This window comes from Enterobacter sp. RHBSTW-01064 (assembly GCF_014103035.1).
In the GTDB taxonomy this organism is placed as follows: Bacteria; Pseudomonadota; Gammaproteobacteria; order Enterobacterales; family Enterobacteriaceae; genus Enterobacter; species Enterobacter mori.
On the sequence record NZ_JABXOU010000002.1, the window covers coordinates 732682 to 747945 of the forward strand.

12 protein-coding genes are annotated in these 15264 nt (G+C 56.7%); 9 read left to right on the top strand and 3 right to left on the bottom strand.

Annotation, left to right across the window (positions count from 1 at the left end; all coding sequences use genetic code 11):
• Nucleotides 1-71 precede the first annotated feature (71 nt).
• Entirely contained in the window at nt 72-632 is a 561-nt protein-coding gene (nudE, locus tag HV355_RS09520) for an ADP compounds hydrolase NudE (protein ID WP_010436390.1), read from the bottom strand.
• Between the two features lie 321 nt (nt 633-953).
• On the opposite strand from nudE, the gene HV355_RS09525 reads away from it, so the two are divergent.
• The 5 genes from HV355_RS09525 to pckA all read left to right on the top strand — a co-directional run bounded on the left by HV355_RS09525 (nt 954) and on the right by pckA (nt 7119).
• The gene (locus HV355_RS09525) at nt 954-3092 is read left to right on the top strand and encodes an intracellular growth attenuator family protein (RefSeq protein ID WP_089598562.1); all 2139 of its coding nucleotides are present in this window, start codon (nt 954-956) and stop codon (nt 3090-3092) included.
• A 64-nt stretch (nt 3093-3156) separates the two neighbouring features.
• The gene (gene yrfG / locus HV355_RS09530) at nt 3157-3840 is read left to right on the top strand and encodes a GMP/IMP nucleotidase (protein ID WP_100167351.1); all 684 of its coding nucleotides are present in this window, start codon (nt 3157-3159) and stop codon (nt 3838-3840) included.
• A complete protein-coding gene (gene hslR, locus HV355_RS09535; RefSeq protein ID WP_042718914.1) occupies nt 3837-4238 on the top strand; it encodes a ribosome-associated heat shock protein Hsp15 in 402 nt (133 codons plus the stop codon). Before yrfG ends, hslR begins: the two co-directional genes overlap by 4 nt.
• 24 nt (nt 4239-4262) lie before the next feature.
• Entirely contained in the window at nt 4263-5141 is an 879-nt protein-coding gene (gene hslO, locus HV355_RS09540) for an Hsp33 family molecular chaperone HslO (protein ID WP_010436401.1), read from the top strand.
• Between the two features lie 358 nt (nt 5142-5499).
• The gene (gene pckA, locus HV355_RS09545; protein WP_120159447.1) at nt 5500-7119 is read left to right on the top strand and encodes a phosphoenolpyruvate carboxykinase (ATP); all 1620 of its coding nucleotides are present in this window, start codon (nt 5500-5502) and stop codon (nt 7117-7119) included.
• A gap of 66 nt (nt 7120-7185) precedes the next feature.
• Here pckA and envZ read toward each other — a convergent pair whose 3' ends face one another.
• Both envZ and ompR read right to left on the bottom strand, forming a co-directional pair.
• Nucleotides 7186-8532, bottom strand: coding sequence for a two-component system sensor histidine kinase EnvZ (gene envZ, locus HV355_RS09550; RefSeq protein WP_023309494.1), 1347 nt, complete (start codon nt 8530-8532; stop codon nt 7186-7188).
• Nucleotides 8529-9248: a two-component system response regulator OmpR gene (gene ompR, locus HV355_RS09555; RefSeq protein WP_001157751.1), complete on the bottom strand. Its 720-nt coding sequence runs from the start codon at nt 9246-9248 to the stop codon at nt 8529-8531. Before ompR ends, envZ begins: the two co-directional genes overlap by 4 nt.
• Before the next feature lie 228 nt (nt 9249-9476).
• Here ompR and greB point away from each other — a divergent pair, with 228 nt between their 5' ends.
• From greB to feoB, 4 genes are all read left to right on the top strand, one after another.
• Nucleotides 9477-9950, top strand: a complete 474-nt coding sequence (greB, locus tag HV355_RS09560; RefSeq protein WP_010436410.1) for a transcription elongation factor GreB — start codon at nt 9477-9479, stop codon at nt 9948-9950.
• Nucleotides 9951-10038: 88 nt separating this feature from the next.
• Entirely contained in the window at nt 10039-12369 is a 2331-nt protein-coding gene (locus HV355_RS09565) for a Tex family protein (RefSeq protein ID WP_172701526.1), read from the top strand.
• Between the two features lie 319 nt (nt 12370-12688).
• Nucleotides 12689-12916, top strand: a complete 228-nt coding sequence (gene feoA / locus HV355_RS09570) for a ferrous iron transporter A (protein WP_010436417.1) — start codon at nt 12689-12691, stop codon at nt 12914-12916.
• Between the two features lie 29 nt (nt 12917-12945).
• A complete protein-coding gene (gene feoB, locus HV355_RS09575; RefSeq protein WP_108417713.1) occupies nt 12946-15264 on the top strand; it encodes a Fe(2+) transporter permease subunit FeoB in 2319 nt (772 codons plus the stop codon).

The following is a 15264-nucleotide window of genomic DNA, read 5'->3' on the forward strand; positions in this document are numbered from 1 at the left end:
ATGCCCGGTAAAAACCGGGCAAAGAATTCCAGGCCGGGTAAGGCGAAGCCGCCACCCGGCTTTTTTATGACCTACAGCCGCCCCTGCCCTTTCAACCACTCGCGTACCAGGAACAGGGCGCTCACGTTACGCGCTTCGTTAAAGTCCGGATCTTCCAGTAAATCCATCAGATGCGCCAGCGGCCAGCGAACCTGCGGCAGCGGCTCCGGCTCGTCTCCTTCCAGCGATTCTGGATAGAGATCTTCCGCCACCACTATATTCATTTTGCTGGAAAAATAGGACGGTGCCATGCTCAGTTTTTTCAGGAACGACAGCTCATTCGCGCCAAAACCGACCTCTTCTTTCAGTTCACGATTGGCGGCTTCGAAAACGGTCTCACCCGGATCGATCAGGCCCTTGGAGAATCCAAGTTCGTAAGATTCAGTTCCTACCGCGTATTCACGGATCAAGATCAGGTGATCGTCAACGATGGGGACAATCATCACTGCTTCACGCGAAGAGGGGCGCATACGTTCGTAAACGCGACGCACACCGTTGCTGAACTCCAGGTCCACACTTTCCACATTAAACAGGCGCGATTTAGCGACGGTTTCAACGCTCAGAATGGTGGGTTTTTGTAGTGGTTTGCTCATCTTGACGGGTCTTTGCTGTGTGAACTGGCGTTATTGTGCGATATGCCGCACGGTTTGGGCAATGTCAATTGTACTTTATTTACATTTATGCAACGTAACTGGAATCAATCCTTAATTCAAAACAAATGTCAAGAGGTTGAAATGTTTCCAGGAATTTGCTGATATCGCGCCATCACAGGCTTTGCTATTATCATCGGTCACTGGGATGCGCTTCAGAATGCTCAAGTTCGACTCCATACTTGCCGATAGCCAACCACAGACTCTCATTCATGTTAAAGGTGCTACTGACTACACCTGTAAGATAAGTAAGATGGGGAAAGCATGAGCACCATTTTGATTGTTCTCACTGCTATGCTGGCCGCCGCGCTGGTTGCAGGGTGGGCGTACAGGCGTCGCGTACAGCGTCGATATCGACTGCCCTTTTTAAACGCTTTTGCGGGTGCGACGACACGTAAGCTCGCGCCTGAAGAACGCAGCGCCATTGAACACTACCTCGATAACCTGAACCGCGCTCAGCAGTCTCCAGGGCCAACGGGTGCCAGTACTGCGCCGGTCTCCCTCAATCTTAACGCACAAAGCGATACCGTGCTCTGCGTGACGCGCTCGATCACCCGTTACGGCATTACGACTGACGACCCTAACAAATGGCGTTATTACCTGGATTCTGTCGAGGTCCATCTGCCGCCATTCTGGGAACAGTACATTAATGATGAAAACAGCGTAGAGCTGATTCATACCGACTCCCTGCCGCTGGTTATCTCGCTAAACGGCCATCACCTCAATGAGTACGTGCATGAAGCGCCGCGCTTCGCGCTGGAACGGGCAAGTTCAACGCAGGCCAGCATTCGCGGTGAAGAGACAGAGCAGATTGAACTGCTGAACATTCGTCAGGAGACGCATGAAGAGTACGCCTTAAGCCGCCCGGATGGTATTCGTGAAGCGGTGCTGATTGTTGCGGCATTTCTGCTCTTTTTCTTCTGTCTGCTCACGCCAGATGTTTTCGTTCCCTGGCTGGCGGGCGGCGCAGTTCTGCTCCTGGCGGCCGGATTGTGGGGTCTGTTTGCCCCTCCGACGAAAACGTCGCTGCGTGAAATTCACTGCCTGCGTGGAACACCAAAGCGCTGGGGTCTCTTCGGCGAGAACGATCAGGAGCATCTCAATAATATCTCGCTCGGTATTATCGACCTTATCTATCCGCGCCACTGGCAGCCGTGGATCGCCCAGGATTTAGGGCATAAAACCGATATCGATATCTACCTCGACCGCCACGTGGTGCGTCAGGGGCGTTATCTGTCTCTGCACGATGAAGTAAAAAACTTCCCGCTTCAGCACTGGCTTCGCAGCACGGTCATTGCTGGCGGCGCTGCGCTGGTCTTTTTGATGCTGCTACTTTTCGTGCCGCTGGATATGCCCATTAAGTTCACCCTGTCATGGATTAAAGGGGCGCAGACGGTGGAAGCCACCAGCGTGAAGCAACTGGAAGACGCCGGCATACGCGTGGGTGATACGCTGCGTCTGCAAGGGACCGGAATGTGTAACATCCATGCGCCTGGCGCATGGAACACACGTCAGAATTCGCCATTTATGCCGTTTGATTGTTCGCAAATTATCTGGAACGATGCGCCTCCGCTGCCGCTGCCTGAATCCGATGTCGTGAATAAAGCCACGGCGCTCACCGAGACGGTCAGCCGCCAGCTGCATCCGAAACCTGATGACGATTCCCGCGTTAGCCCTGCCCTGCGTTCGGCAATTCAGAAATCGGGCATGGTACTGCTGGATGACTTTGGTGAAATCGTCCTGAAAACAGAAGATCTCTGTTCTGCTCAGGACGAGTGCGTGCGGCTTAAAAATGCACTGGTGAATCTCGGGAACAGCAAGGACTGGGATGCGCTGGTGAAACGCGCGGAAGCAGGACGCCTGGACGGCGTCAACGTGCTGCTGCGTCCGGTCAGCGCTGAATCTCTGGATAACCTGGTCGCCACCTCCACCGCGCCGTTTGTGATGCGCGAAACCACCCGAGCAGCCCAGGCGTTAAACAGCCCGGCTCCGGGCGGCTTTGTGATTGTCAGCGATGAGGGGAGCGATCTGGTTGATCAGCCTTATCCGCAAGTTGCGTTATATGACTACCCGGCTCAGGAGCAGTGGGGAGAGTTCCAGCGCCTTGCTCAAATGCTGATGCAAACGCCGTTCAGCGCGGAAGGGATCGTCACACGTATCTTCACAGACGCCAATGGCACGCGCCATGTCGACCTGCACCGAATGCCGGATAGCGCAGGATTGTGGCGTTATATCGGCACATCTCTGCTGATGATGGCGATGCTGGCATGCATTTTCTGGAACGGCTTTATGGCCTTGCGCCGCTATCAGCGTTCGCGCACCCGGCTTGCTGAGATTCAGCAGTATTACGAAAATTGCCTCAATCCTAAACTCATCTCATCCTCTGAGAGCCTGATCGGATAACGTCACTGCGCGGCAAGTTGTGCTACCCTGTCGCGCACGTTTCTTCTGGCTGGAGTTCCCCTAAATGCATCTTGATATTGCCTGGCAGGAGGTCGATACCGTCCTGCTGGATATGGACGGCACGCTGCTTGATCTCGCCTTTGATAACTTTTTCTGGCAACAACTGGTGCCCGAAACATACGGTAAACAGCAGGGTATCTCTCCGGCAGAAGCACAGGAATTCATTCGTTCGCAATATAGCGCCGTGCAGCATACGCTAAACTGGTACTGTCTGGACTACTGGAGCGAGCGCCTCGGTTTGGATATTTGTGCCATGACCACCGCCCAAGGGCCACGCGCGGTACTGCGCGACGATACGGTGCCGTTCCTGGATGCCCTGAAAGCCAGCGGTAAGCGCCGCATTTTGCTGACTAACGCGCATCCTCATAATCTGGCCGTGAAGCTGGAACATACGGGTCTGGCGTCACACCTTGATTTATTACTTTCCACCCACACATTTGGTTATCCGAAAGAGGATCAGCGTTTGTGGCATGCGGTGGCGGAGGAGACCGGTTTGCAGCCGGAACGTACGCTGTTTATTGACGACAGCGAGCCGATTCTGGATGCCGCCGCGACGTTTGGCATTCGCTATTGTCTGGGCGTGACCAATCCTGATTCCGGACTGGCTGAAAAAAGCTACCTGCGGCATCCGGGGCTGAACGACTATCGCCGGATGATCCCCTCACTCACCGTGAAGGAGACGCCATGAAAGAAAAACCCTCTGATGGGGTAAGACTGGATAAATGGCTATGGGCGGCCCGGTTTTATAAAACGCGCGCCCTTGCCCGCGAAATGGTTGATGGTGGCAAAGTGCATTACAACGGTCAGCGCAGCAAGCCGAGCAAGATGGTTGAGCTGAATGCCACCTTAACGCTGCGCCAGGGTAATGATGAAAAAACGGTAGTGATTAAAGCCATTACCGAACAGCGACGTCCCGCAACCGAAGCCACACAGCTTTATGAAGAGACAGCTGAAAGCATTGAAAAGCGTGAGAAAACCGCGCTGGCGCGCAAAATGAACGCGCTGACGATGCCTCACCCGGACCGGCGACCGGATAAAAAAGAGCGCCGCGATCTGATGAAATTTAAACACGGTGAGACCGAGTAACCCTCACCTGCACGAGAGATGAAAATGGCCCAACACGACCAATTACACCGCTATCTGTTTGAACAATTCGCCGTGCGCGGCGAGCTGGTCACCGTATCCGAAACCTGGAAACAGATTCTGGAAAACCACAACTACCCGCTGCCGGTGAAAACCCTGTTGGGCGAACTGCTGGTTGCCACCAGCCTGCTGACCGCCACGCTAAAATTCGCTGGCGATATCACCGTGCAGCTGCAGGGTGACGGCCCGATGACGCTGGCGGTGATCAACGGCAACAACCAGCAGCAGATGCGCGGCGTTGCGCGCGTTCAGGGCGAAGTCCCTGAAAATGCGGATCTGAAAACGCTGGTCGGCAATGGCTATCTGGTGATCACCATCTCCCCGGAGGAAGGCGAGCGCTATCAGGGCGTGGTCGGGCTGGAAGGCGATACCCTGGCAGCCTGCCTGGAAGACTACTTCATGCGGTCTGAACAGCTGCCAACCCGTCTGTTCATCCGCACCGGTGAAGTTGACGGTCAGCCTGCTGCTGGCGGTATGCTGCTGCAGGTTCTGCCTGCACAGGATGCGCAGACCAATGATTTTGAGCACCTGGCGACGCTGACCGAAACCGTCAAAGCAGAAGAGCTCTTCAACCTGTCGGCGACCGACGTGCTGTGGCGTCTGTACCACGAAGAAGAAGTGACGGTATACGACCCGCAGGCGGTGGAGTTTAAGTGCACCTGCTCCCGCGAGCGCTGCGCGGGCGCCCTGAAAACGCTGCCTGACGAAGAGATCGACAGCATCATGGCGGAAGACGGTGAAATCGACATGCACTGTGACTACTGCGGTACGCACTACGTGTTCAATTCGATGGATATCGCCGAGATCCGCAATAACGCCTCCCCGGCGGATCCGCAGGTTCACTAAACCTCTTTCCCCTCACCCTAACCCTCTCCCCTTTGGGAGTGGGCTGGGGTGAGGAGTAAAAAACTCCCCCCAAGCTGAATCGTTTTCCCTATGTAACTCTTACGTAATTTTCTTACGTGTATGCGATTACATTCACATTCCTTCGGTTAAATTCACCAGCCCTTAACCTTTTAGGAACATTTTCCACAACCAAAAAGCGATTCCTGCGATAATCCGCCTGCGCTGTGACTGGAGTCGCAGCGTTTTCCGTTAGTAAGGGTTTTGTCCAGATACGTAAATCTATGAGCCCCGTCGCGGTTAACAACCTCAGAAAAACCCTACAATTTCAGGCAGTACATATTGGCTAAGGAGCAGTGATATGCGTGTTACTGGTTTAACCCCGCAAGATCTCATGGCTTATGGTATTCACGACGTCCAGGAAATCGTCTACAACCCCGATTACGATACGCTGTATCAGGAAGAGCTCAATCCAGCACTGGAAGGATACGAGCGAGGTGTGTTGACAAACCTTGGTGCTATCGCCGTCGATACCGGTATTTTTACCGGTCGTTCGCCGAAAGATAAGTATATCGTCCGAGACGAAACCACCCGCGATACGCTGTGGTGGGCTGATAAGGGCAAAGGGAAGAACGACAACAAACCGCTCTCCCCGGAGACCTGGCAGCATCTGAAAGGGCTCGTCACTCACCAACTCTCCGGCAAGCGCCTGTTCATTATCGACGCTTTCTGCGGCGCTAACGCCGACACCCGACTTTCCGTGCGTTTCATTACCGAAGTGGCCTGGCAGGCGCATTTCGTGAAAAACATGTTTATTCGTCCTACCGACGAAGAGCTGCAGGACTTCACCCCAGATTTCATCGTGATGAACGGCGCGAAATGCACGAATCCACAGTGGAAAGAGCAGGGTCTGAACTCCGAAAACTTTGTTGCCTTCAACCTGACCGAGCGTATCCAGCTGATTGGCGGTACCTGGTACGGCGGCGAGATGAAGAAAGGGATGTTCTCGGTCATGAACTACCTGCTGCCGCTGCGCGGTATCGCCTCCATGCACTGCTCGGCGAACGTCGGCGAGAAAGGCGACGTGGCGGTATTCTTCGGCCTGTCCGGCACTGGGAAGACAACTCTCTCTACCGATCCGAAACGCCGCCTGATTGGCGATGACGAACACGGCTGGGACGACGACGGCGTGTTTAACTTCGAAGGCGGCTGCTACGCGAAGACCATTCGACTGTCTGAAGAGGCAGAGCCGGATATCTTCCACGCGATCCGCCGCGACGCGCTGCTCGAAAACGTCACCGTGCGTGCCGACGGCTCCATCGACTTCGACGATGCGTCGAAAACCGAAAACACCCGTGTGTCGTATCCGATTTACCACATCGACAATATCGTGAAGCCGGTGTCAAAAGCGGGTCATGCTACGAAGGTGATTTTCCTGACGGCGGATGCGTTCGGCGTGCTGCCTCCGGTATCTCGCCTGACCGCCAGCCAGACGCAGTACCACTTCCTCTCGGGCTTTACCGCCAAGCTGGCCGGAACCGAGCGCGGCGTGACGGAGCCAACCCCAACCTTCTCCGCCTGCTTTGGCGCGGCCTTCCTGTCGCTGCATCCGACGCAGTACGCTGAAGTGCTGGTAAAACGCATGCAGGCATCCGGCGCGCAGGCCTACCTGGTGAACACCGGCTGGAACGGTACCGGCAAACGTATCTCTATCAAAGATACCCGCGCGATTATCGACGCCATTCTGGATGGTTCTCTGGACGACGCTGAAACCTTCACGCTGCCGATGTTTGACCTGGCGATCCCAACGTCGCTGCCGGGTGTGGATACGCATATCCTCGACCCGCGCAATACGTACGGTTCTCCGGAGCAGTGGCGTGAGAAGGCGGAATCGCTGGCGAAGCTGTTTATTGAGAACTTCGAGAAGTATACCGATACCCCGGCGGGTGCTGCGCTGGTGAGTGCGGGTCCAAAACTGTAGTCCATGTCGGGTGGCGGCTTCGCCTTACCCGACCTACAAAAAAGGGTGGCGAGTGCCACCCTTTTTTTAACTCTCTTTCACCTGCCCCCGCGTCACCGGTACCGGCAGCCAGGCGCGAATACTCAGCCCACCCCGTTCGCTGGTGCCAATCTCCAGCAATCCGTTATGGTTATCGATAATACGCTGCACAATCGCCAGGCCTAAACCGGTTCCGCTGGTGCTGCGCGCGCTGTCGCCACGCACAAACGGCTGGAACAGATGCTTACGCTGCTCAGGCTTAATGCCAGGGCCATCGTCTTCCACCTGGAACCAGGCGCGGTTGAGTTCAGAACCGCTGCTGACTTTAATCCAGCCATTGCCGTAGCGAGCCGCGTTGACCACCATGTTCGCCACTGCACGTTTGATGGAGAGCGGATGCATGCGCACCTGGATCTCCCCCGCCTGCAGGTCGGTATCAATCTCACGCTCGTAGCCGCTTTCCGCAGCCACCACCTCGCCCAGCACTGCGTTCAGGTCAGCCATTTCCATCGGCATCTCCTGCCCGGTGCGCAGGTAATCGATGAACTGCTCAATAATGGCGTTACACTCTTCGATATCCTTGTTGATGGACTCGGCAAGGTAACCGTCCTCTTCCCCCATCATCTCCGTCGCCAGGCGAATACGCGTCAGCGGCGTGCGCAGGTCATGGCTGACCCCCGCCATCAGCAGCGTACGGTCATCCGCCAGCTGCTTCACGCCTGCCGCCATATGGTTAAACGCGCGCGTCACCGAACGGACTTCTGAGGCGCCATACTCGCGCAGCGGTGGAGGAATAATCCCTTTACCGACCTGCAGCGCCGCGTGCTCCAGGTCGACCAGCGGTCGGTTCTGTATACGGATAAACAGCCACGCGCCGCCTATCGCCAGCAGCATGATGGCCAGGGTGTAGCGGAACAGCGGCGAGAAGTCGCCCTGATGGATTTCGGTCAGCGGGACGCGCACCCAGATATTGGGTGAGAGCCAGGTTTTCAGCCAGACGACCGGCGAGCTTTTGTTGACCTCAACGCGCACTTCCGTTGGGCCACCCAGCTGCTGCGCCATCTGCTGGCTAAGGAATTCGTAGTGCTGCGCCCAGCGCAGGCCAGCGTCTTCCGCCGCTTCGTTGGAGTAGAGCGAAATGCCCAGCTCACGGTAGATTTCACGGCGAAACGCCGGGGGAACGACGAGCTGCGTGCCGTCCTCCAGCTGCAGCTTATCGGTCATCAGCATACGGACTTCGTAGGCAAGGACCTTATTAAACTGCTGGAGGCTCGGCAGGATCGCAAAGTTCAGCACCACCAGATAGGTCGTCACCAGGCTGACGAACAGCAGAGTGACGATCAATAACAGGGTGCGGGCAAACGAGCTTCGCGGCGAGAAGCGCATTCGCCTCATGCTTTAGAGCCGTCCGGGACGAACACGTAGCCCAGACCCCATACGGTCTGAATATAACGAGGATGAGCAGGATCTTCTTCCACCATGCGGCGCAGACGGGAGATCTGCACGTCAATGGAGCGCTCCATTGCGGAGTATTCGCGACCGCGCGCCAGGTTCATCAGCTTGTCACGGGAAAGCGGCTCGCGCGGGTGGCTGACCAGCGCTTTCAGTACCGCAAACTCGCCGCTGGTGAGCGGCATTGGCTCGTCTTCACGGAACATCTCGCGCGTGCCGAGGTTCAGCTTGAACTTGCCGAAGGCAATGACGGCTTCTTCCTGCGACGGTGCGCCAGGCAGTTCGTTCGCCTGACGGCGCAGCACGGCGCGAATACGCGCCAGCAGTTCACGCGGGTTAAACGGTTTTGGAATGTAGTCGTCTGCGCCAATTTCGAGGCCCACGATACGGTCAACCTCTTCGCCCTTCGCCGTCACCATGATGATTGGCATCGGGTTGCTCTGGCTGCGCAGACGGCGGCAGATGGAAAGCCCGTCTTCGCCCGGTAGCATCAGGTCAAGGACCATCAGGTGGAAAGATTCACGGGTCAGCAGACGGTCCATCTGCTCAGCGTTCGCGACGCTACGAACCTGGAAGCCCTGCTCGGTCAGATAACGCTCAAGCAGCGCGCGCAGGCGCATGTCGTCATCCACGACCAGAATTTTGTAGTTTTCTTGCATTGTGTGTACTCCCAAAGGTTCGGATAGTCTTTGTAACAGCGTATTCTAAAAAAGTGCACGTATTCGACCAGCTAATTCTGGTATAAATTCTAGTCGAAATTGTTACAAAGCATATTTAACAGCAGCTTATCTGCTCATTTCATCACATAAATCATTATTAATCCTGTCTGTTACACTGTGTGGTACGTATTGTGCGCAAGACAGTAAACCGGCAGCAAAGGCTTCACCATGAAAACGCCCCTGATCACCCGCGAAGGGTACGAAAAGCTCAAAAAAGAGATGGATTACCTGTGGCGCGAAGAGCGTCCCGAGGTGACCAAAAAAGTCACCTGGGCGGCAAGCCTGGGCGATCGCAGCGAAAATGCTGACTACCAGTACAACAAAAAGCGACTGCGTGAGATCGACCGTCGGGTTCGCTACCTGACGAAGTGCCTCGAGAACCTGAAAATTGTCGATTACTCCCCGCAGCAGGAAGGCAAAGTGTTCTTCGGCGCGTGGGTTGAAATTGAAAACGATGACGGCAACACCCTGCGGTTTCGCATCGTTGGCTACGATGAAATTTTTGGTCGTAAGGATTACATCTCCATCGACTCACCCATGGCGCGCGCGCTGCTGAAAAAGGAAGTGGGCGATCTGGCCGTCGTGCAGACCCCTTCCGGTGAAGCCAGCTGGTACGTGAACGAAATCGAGTATGTTAAATAGTCCGAGAGCGCCCTCCACGGCTGGCATTTTGCCGTGTCAGCCCGTATAACTATCCCCTGATTTTTTCGACTCAACAGATGATAAAGCCATGATGAAAGATTCGCTCTGCCGCATTATTGCGGGTGATATTCAGGCCAGAGCCGAACAGGTAGAAGCTGCCGTTCGCCTGCTTGATGAAGGGAACACCGTGCCGTTTATTGCACGCTATCGTAAGGAAGTCACCGGTGGTCTGGATGACACGCAGCTGCGTAACCTGGAAACGCGCCTGGGTTATTTGCGCGAGCTGGAAGAACGTCGGCAGGCAATCCTCAAATCCATTGGCGAACAGGGCAAGCTGACCAGCGAGCTGGAAAACGCCATCAATGGCACCCTGAGCAAAACCGAACTCGAAGATCTCTATCTGCCGTATAAACCGAAGCGCCGCACGCGTGGGCAGATTGCGATTGAAGCGGGTCTTGAGCCGCTGGCCGACCTGCTGTGGAACGAGCCGTCCCACGATCCCGATACCGAAGCGGCGAAATTTATCGACGCTGACAAAGGCGTAGCGGACACCAAAGCCGCCCTCGACGGCGCGCGCTACATTCTGATGGAGCGTTTCTCTGAAGACGCCGCCCTGCTCGCTAAAGTGCGTGATTACCTGTGGAAAAACGCCCACATCGTCTCTACCGTCGTCGCGGGTAAAGAGGAAGAAGGCGCGAAATTCCGCGACTACTTCGATCACCACGAACCGATCTCTACCACCCCTTCACACCGCGCGCTGGCGATGTTCCGCGGCCGCAACGAAGGCGTGCTCCAGCTCTCCCTGAACGCCGACCCGCAGTTTGACGAGCCGCCGAAAGAGAGCCACTGCGAGCAGATCATCACCGATCACCTCGGCCTGCGCCTGAACAACGCCCCGGCGGACAGCTGGCGTAAAGGCGTGGTGAGCTGGACCTGGCGCATTAAGGTGCTGATGCACCTCGAAACCGAGCTGATGGGCACCGTGCGCGAGCGCGCCGAAGACGAAGCCATTAACGTTTTCGCCCGCAACCTGCACGACCTGCTGATGGCCGCCCCTGCTGGCCTGCGCGCGACCATGGGTCTCGATCCGGGCCTGCGTACCGGTGTGAAGGTTGCCGTCGTTGACGGCACCGGCAAGCTTGTCGCCACCGACACTATTTACCCGCACACTGGTCAGGCAGCGAAAGCGGCCGTCGTGGTGGCGGCGCTGTGCGAGAAGTACAACGTGGAACTGGTCGCCATCGGCAACGGTACGGCCTCACGCGAAACCGAGCGTTTCTACCTCGACGTGCAGAAACAGTTCCCGAAAGTGACGGCGCAGAAAGTGATCGTCAGTGAAGCGGGCGCATCCGTCTATTCCGCGTCTGAACTGGCAGCGCTGGAGTTCCCGGACCTGGACGTTTCCCTGCGCGGCGCGGTCTCTATCGCACGCCGTTTACAGGATCCGCTGGCCGAACTCGTGAAGATCGACCCGAAATCCATCGGCGTGGGCCAGTATCAGCACGACGTGAGCCAGACGCAGCTGGCGCGCAAGCTGGATGCGGTGGTGGAAGACTGCGTAAACGCCGTCGGCGTTGACCTGAACACCGCCTCCGTTCCCCTGCTGACTCGCGTGGCGGGCTTAACCCGCATGATGGCGCAGAACATCGTCGCCTGGCGTGATGAGAACGGCCAGTTCCAGAACCGTCAGCAGTTGCTGAAGGTGAGCCGTCTGGGGCCGAAAGCCTTTGAGCAGTGCGCGGGCTTCCTGCGTATCAACCACGGCGATAACCCGCTCGATGCCTCTACCGTTCACCCGGAAGCCTACCCTGTGGTGGAGCGCATTCTGGCCGCGACCCAGCAGGCGCTGAAAGACCTGATGGGCGACAACAGCGCGCTGCGTAACCTGAAAGCATCGGATTTCACCGACGAGCAGTTTGGCGTGCCGACGGTTAGCGACATCATCAAAGAGCTGGAAAAACCGGGCCGCGATCCGCGTCCTGAGTTTAAAACCGCGACTTTTGCCGACGGCGTGGAGACCATGAACGACCTGCTGCCGGGCATGGTGCTGGAAGGTGCGGTCACCAACGTCACCAACTTTGGCGCGTTTGTGGATATCGGCGTGCATCAGGACGGTCTGGTCCATATCTCTTCCCTCGCCGACAAGTTCGTTGAAGACCCGCATACCGTGGTCAAAGCGGGCGACATCGTGAAGGTGAAAGTGCTGGAAGTAGATCTGCAGCGCAAGCGTATCGCCCTGACCATGCGTCTGGACGAGCAGCCGGGCGAAACCAACGCGCGCCGCGGCGGCAACGGCGGCGGTCGCGAACAGCAGCGTCCGGCAGCGAAGGCCGCGAAACCGCGCGGGCGTGACGCGCAGCCTGCGGGCAACAGCGCGATGATGGATGCGCTGGCAGCGGCAATGGGTAAGAAACGCTAAGGTTGTCAATGCCCGGTGGCGCTACGCTTACCGGGCCTACGATTTTGTAGGCCGGGCAAACGCAGTGCCGCCCGGCAAGCAGACCGCAGGGAATTAAAATAAATATGGTGACCCCATATTTAAACCACTATTTATCACTCCATTAACAAATAAGCTTTTTATTCCTTCCCGAGTAATTCTGCAAATATTGAGCAAGGTCAATCAGACCGCAAATTAATACGATTAACAACATTCCGTCACAGTTTTAATATTGCTGATAAAAACTATTCTCATTATCATCATTGTGTAGATTATTTAACCTCTCGTGGAATCAGGCGCTATGCAATTCACTCCAGACAGTGCATGGAAAATTACCGGTTTTACTCGTGAAATTAGCCCCGCCTATCGGCAAAAGCTCTTGTCACTCGGCATGCTACCCGGCTCGTCATTCCAGGTAGTACGCGTGGCCCCGCTGGGCGACCCCGTTCATATCGAAACCCGACGCGTCAATCTGGTACTGCGTAAGAAAGACCTCGCCTTAATTGAAGTCGAAGCGTTATCTCAATAACAAGCCAGCGGTTCAGTGAGTCTATTACAATGAAAAAATTAACTATTGGCTTAATTGGCAATCCTAATTCCGGCAAGACAACCTTATTTAATCAGTTAACCGGTGCGCGCCAGCGCGTCGGCAACTGGGCAGGCGTGACGGTTGAACGCAAAGAAGGCCAGTTCACGACGACGGACAATCAGGTCACACTGGTTGACCTGCCGGGCACCTATTCGCTCACCACGATTTCATCCCAGACCTCGCTCGATGAGCAGATCGCCTGCCACTATATTCTGAGCGGCGATGCGGATCTGCTCATCAACGTGGTGGATGCGTCCAACCTTGAGCGCAATCTCTATCTGACGCTGCAGCTGCTTGAGCTGGGTATTCCCTGCATCGTGGCCCTTAACATGCTCGACATCGCAGAGAAGCAGAAATTGCGCATCGACGTCGATGCCCTCTCCGCACGCCTGGGCTGCCCGGTGGTTCCGCTTGTCTCTACCCGCGGGCGCGGCATTGACGCCCTGAAGCTGGCCGTTGACCGCCACGCAGGTAATGCCGACGTTGAACTGGTGCACTACGCGCAGCCGCTGCTTCGCGAAGCCAGCAAGCTGGCGCAGGAGATGGACACCGCCATGCCTGCCAGACAGCGTCAATGGCTCGGCCTGCAGATGCTGGAAGGTGATATCTACAGCCGCGCCTATGCCGGTGACGCAGCAGATAAACTCGACGTGGCGCTGGCACGCCTGAGCGACGAGCTGGATGACCCGGCGCTGCACATCGCGGACGCGCGCTATCAGGCCATCGCCGCGATTTGCGACGTGGTCAGCAACGCCCTGACGGCGGAACCCAGCCGCTTTACCGCCGCCGTAGATAAGATTGTGCTCAACCGATTCCTCGGTTTGCCCATCTTCCTGCTGGTGATGTACCTGATGTTCCTGCTTGCCATTAACATCGGCGGCGCGCTCCAGCCTGTCTTTGATGCCGGTTCCGTCGCGATATTCGTGCACGGTATCCAGTGGCTGGGCTATACCCTGCACTTCCCGGAATGGCTGACTATCTTCCTCGCTCAGGGGATTGGCGGCGGTATCAACACCGTGCTGCCGCTGGTGCCGCAGATCGGCATGATGTACCTGTTCCTCTCCTTCCTTGAAGACTCCGGCTATATGGCTCGCGCGGCGTTCGTGATGGATCGCCTGATGCAGGCGCTGGGGCTGCCGGGTAAATCCTTCGTGCCGCTGATCGTTGGCTTCGGCTGCAACGTGCCGTCGGTGATGGGTGCACGTACGCTTGATGCGCCGCGCGAGCGGCTGATGACCATCATGATGGCGCCATTTATGTCCTGCGGCGCGCGCCTGGCCATCTTTGCGGTCTTTGCCGCCGCTTTCTTTGGTCAGCAGGGCGCGCTGGCGGTCTTCTCGCTGTACGTGCTCGGCATCGTGATGGCAATCCTGACCGGTCTGATGCTGAAGCACACCATTATGCGCGGTGAAGCGTCACCGTTCGTGATGGAGCTGCCGGTTTACCACGTACCGCATCTGAAGAGCCTGGCGATCCAGACCTGGCAGCGCCTGAAAGGCTTCGTGCTGCGCGCCGGTAAAGTGATTGTCATCGTCAGTATCTTCCTGAGCGCGCTGAACAGCTTCACGTTGAGCGGTCAGGCGGCAGATAACATCAACGACTCTGCCCTCGCCTCCGTCAGCCGCGTCATCACGCCGGTCTTCAAACCGATTGGCGTGCAGGAGGATAACTGGCAGGCGACCGTTGGCCTGTTCACCGGCGCAATGGCGAAAGAGGTGGTTGTCGGGACGCTGAACACACTCTACACCGCAGAGAACATTCAGGAGCAAGAGTTCAATCCGGCAGAGTTTCACCTCGGCGACGAACTGTTGGGTGCCGTTGAGGAAACCTGGCAGAGCCTGAAAGACACCTTCAGCCTGAGCGTGCTGGCGAACCCGATTGAGGCCAGCAAAGGCGACGGCGAAATGGCGACCGGCGCCATGGGCGTGATGAGCGAGAAATTCGGCAGTGCGTCAGCGGCCTACAGCTACCTCATCTTCGTGTTGCTGTACATTCCGTGCATCTCGGTAATGGGGGCGATTGCCCGTGAGTCCAGCCGCGGCTGGATGGGCTTCTCCATTCTGTGGGGGCTGAATATCGCTTACTCCCTGGCGACGGTGTTCTATCAGACCGTTAACTTCAGCCAGCACCCGCGTTACAGCCTGGTCTGCATCCTGGCGGTGATCCTGTTTAACGTGATGGTGATGGGCTTGCTGCGCCGGGCGCGGAGCCGCGTTGATATCAACCTGCTGGCGACGCGTAAAACGCCGACCTCCTGCTGCAACAGCCCGGCTGGCGACTGTCACTAA

Bases quoted from the DNA above. Each gene is read 5' to 3' on its own strand.
- nudE (WP_010436390.1), bottom strand. From the start codon at position 632: ATGAGCAAACCACTACAAAAACCCACCATTCTGAGCGTTGAAACCGTC.
- HV355_RS09525 (WP_089598562.1), top strand. From the start codon at position 954: ATGAGCACCATTTTGATTGTTCTCACTGCTATGCTGGCCGCCGCGCTG.
- yrfG (WP_100167351.1), top strand. From the start codon at position 3,157: ATGCATCTTGATATTGCCTGGCAGGAGGTCGATACCGTCCTGCTGGAT.
- hslR (WP_042718914.1), top strand. From the start codon at position 3,837: ATGAAAGAAAAACCCTCTGATGGGGTAAGACTGGATAAATGGCTATGG.
- hslO (WP_010436401.1), top strand. From the start codon at position 4,263: ATGGCCCAACACGACCAATTACACCGCTATCTGTTTGAACAATTCGCC.
- pckA (WP_120159447.1), top strand. From the start codon at position 5,500: ATGCGTGTTACTGGTTTAACCCCGCAAGATCTCATGGCTTATGGTATT.
- envZ (WP_023309494.1), bottom strand. From the start codon at position 8,532: ATGAGGCGAATGCGCTTCTCGCCGCGAAGCTCGTTTGCCCGCACCCTG.
- ompR (WP_001157751.1), bottom strand. From the start codon at position 9,248: ATGCAAGAAAACTACAAAATTCTGGTCGTGGATGACGACATGCGCCTG.
- greB (WP_010436410.1), top strand. From the start codon at position 9,477: ATGAAAACGCCCCTGATCACCCGCGAAGGGTACGAAAAGCTCAAAAAA.
- HV355_RS09565 (WP_172701526.1), top strand. From the start codon at position 10,039: ATGATGAAAGATTCGCTCTGCCGCATTATTGCGGGTGATATTCAGGCC.
- feoA (WP_010436417.1), top strand. From the start codon at position 12,689: ATGCAATTCACTCCAGACAGTGCATGGAAAATTACCGGTTTTACTCGT.
- feoB (WP_108417713.1), top strand. From the start codon at position 12,946: ATGAAAAAATTAACTATTGGCTTAATTGGCAATCCTAATTCCGGCAAG.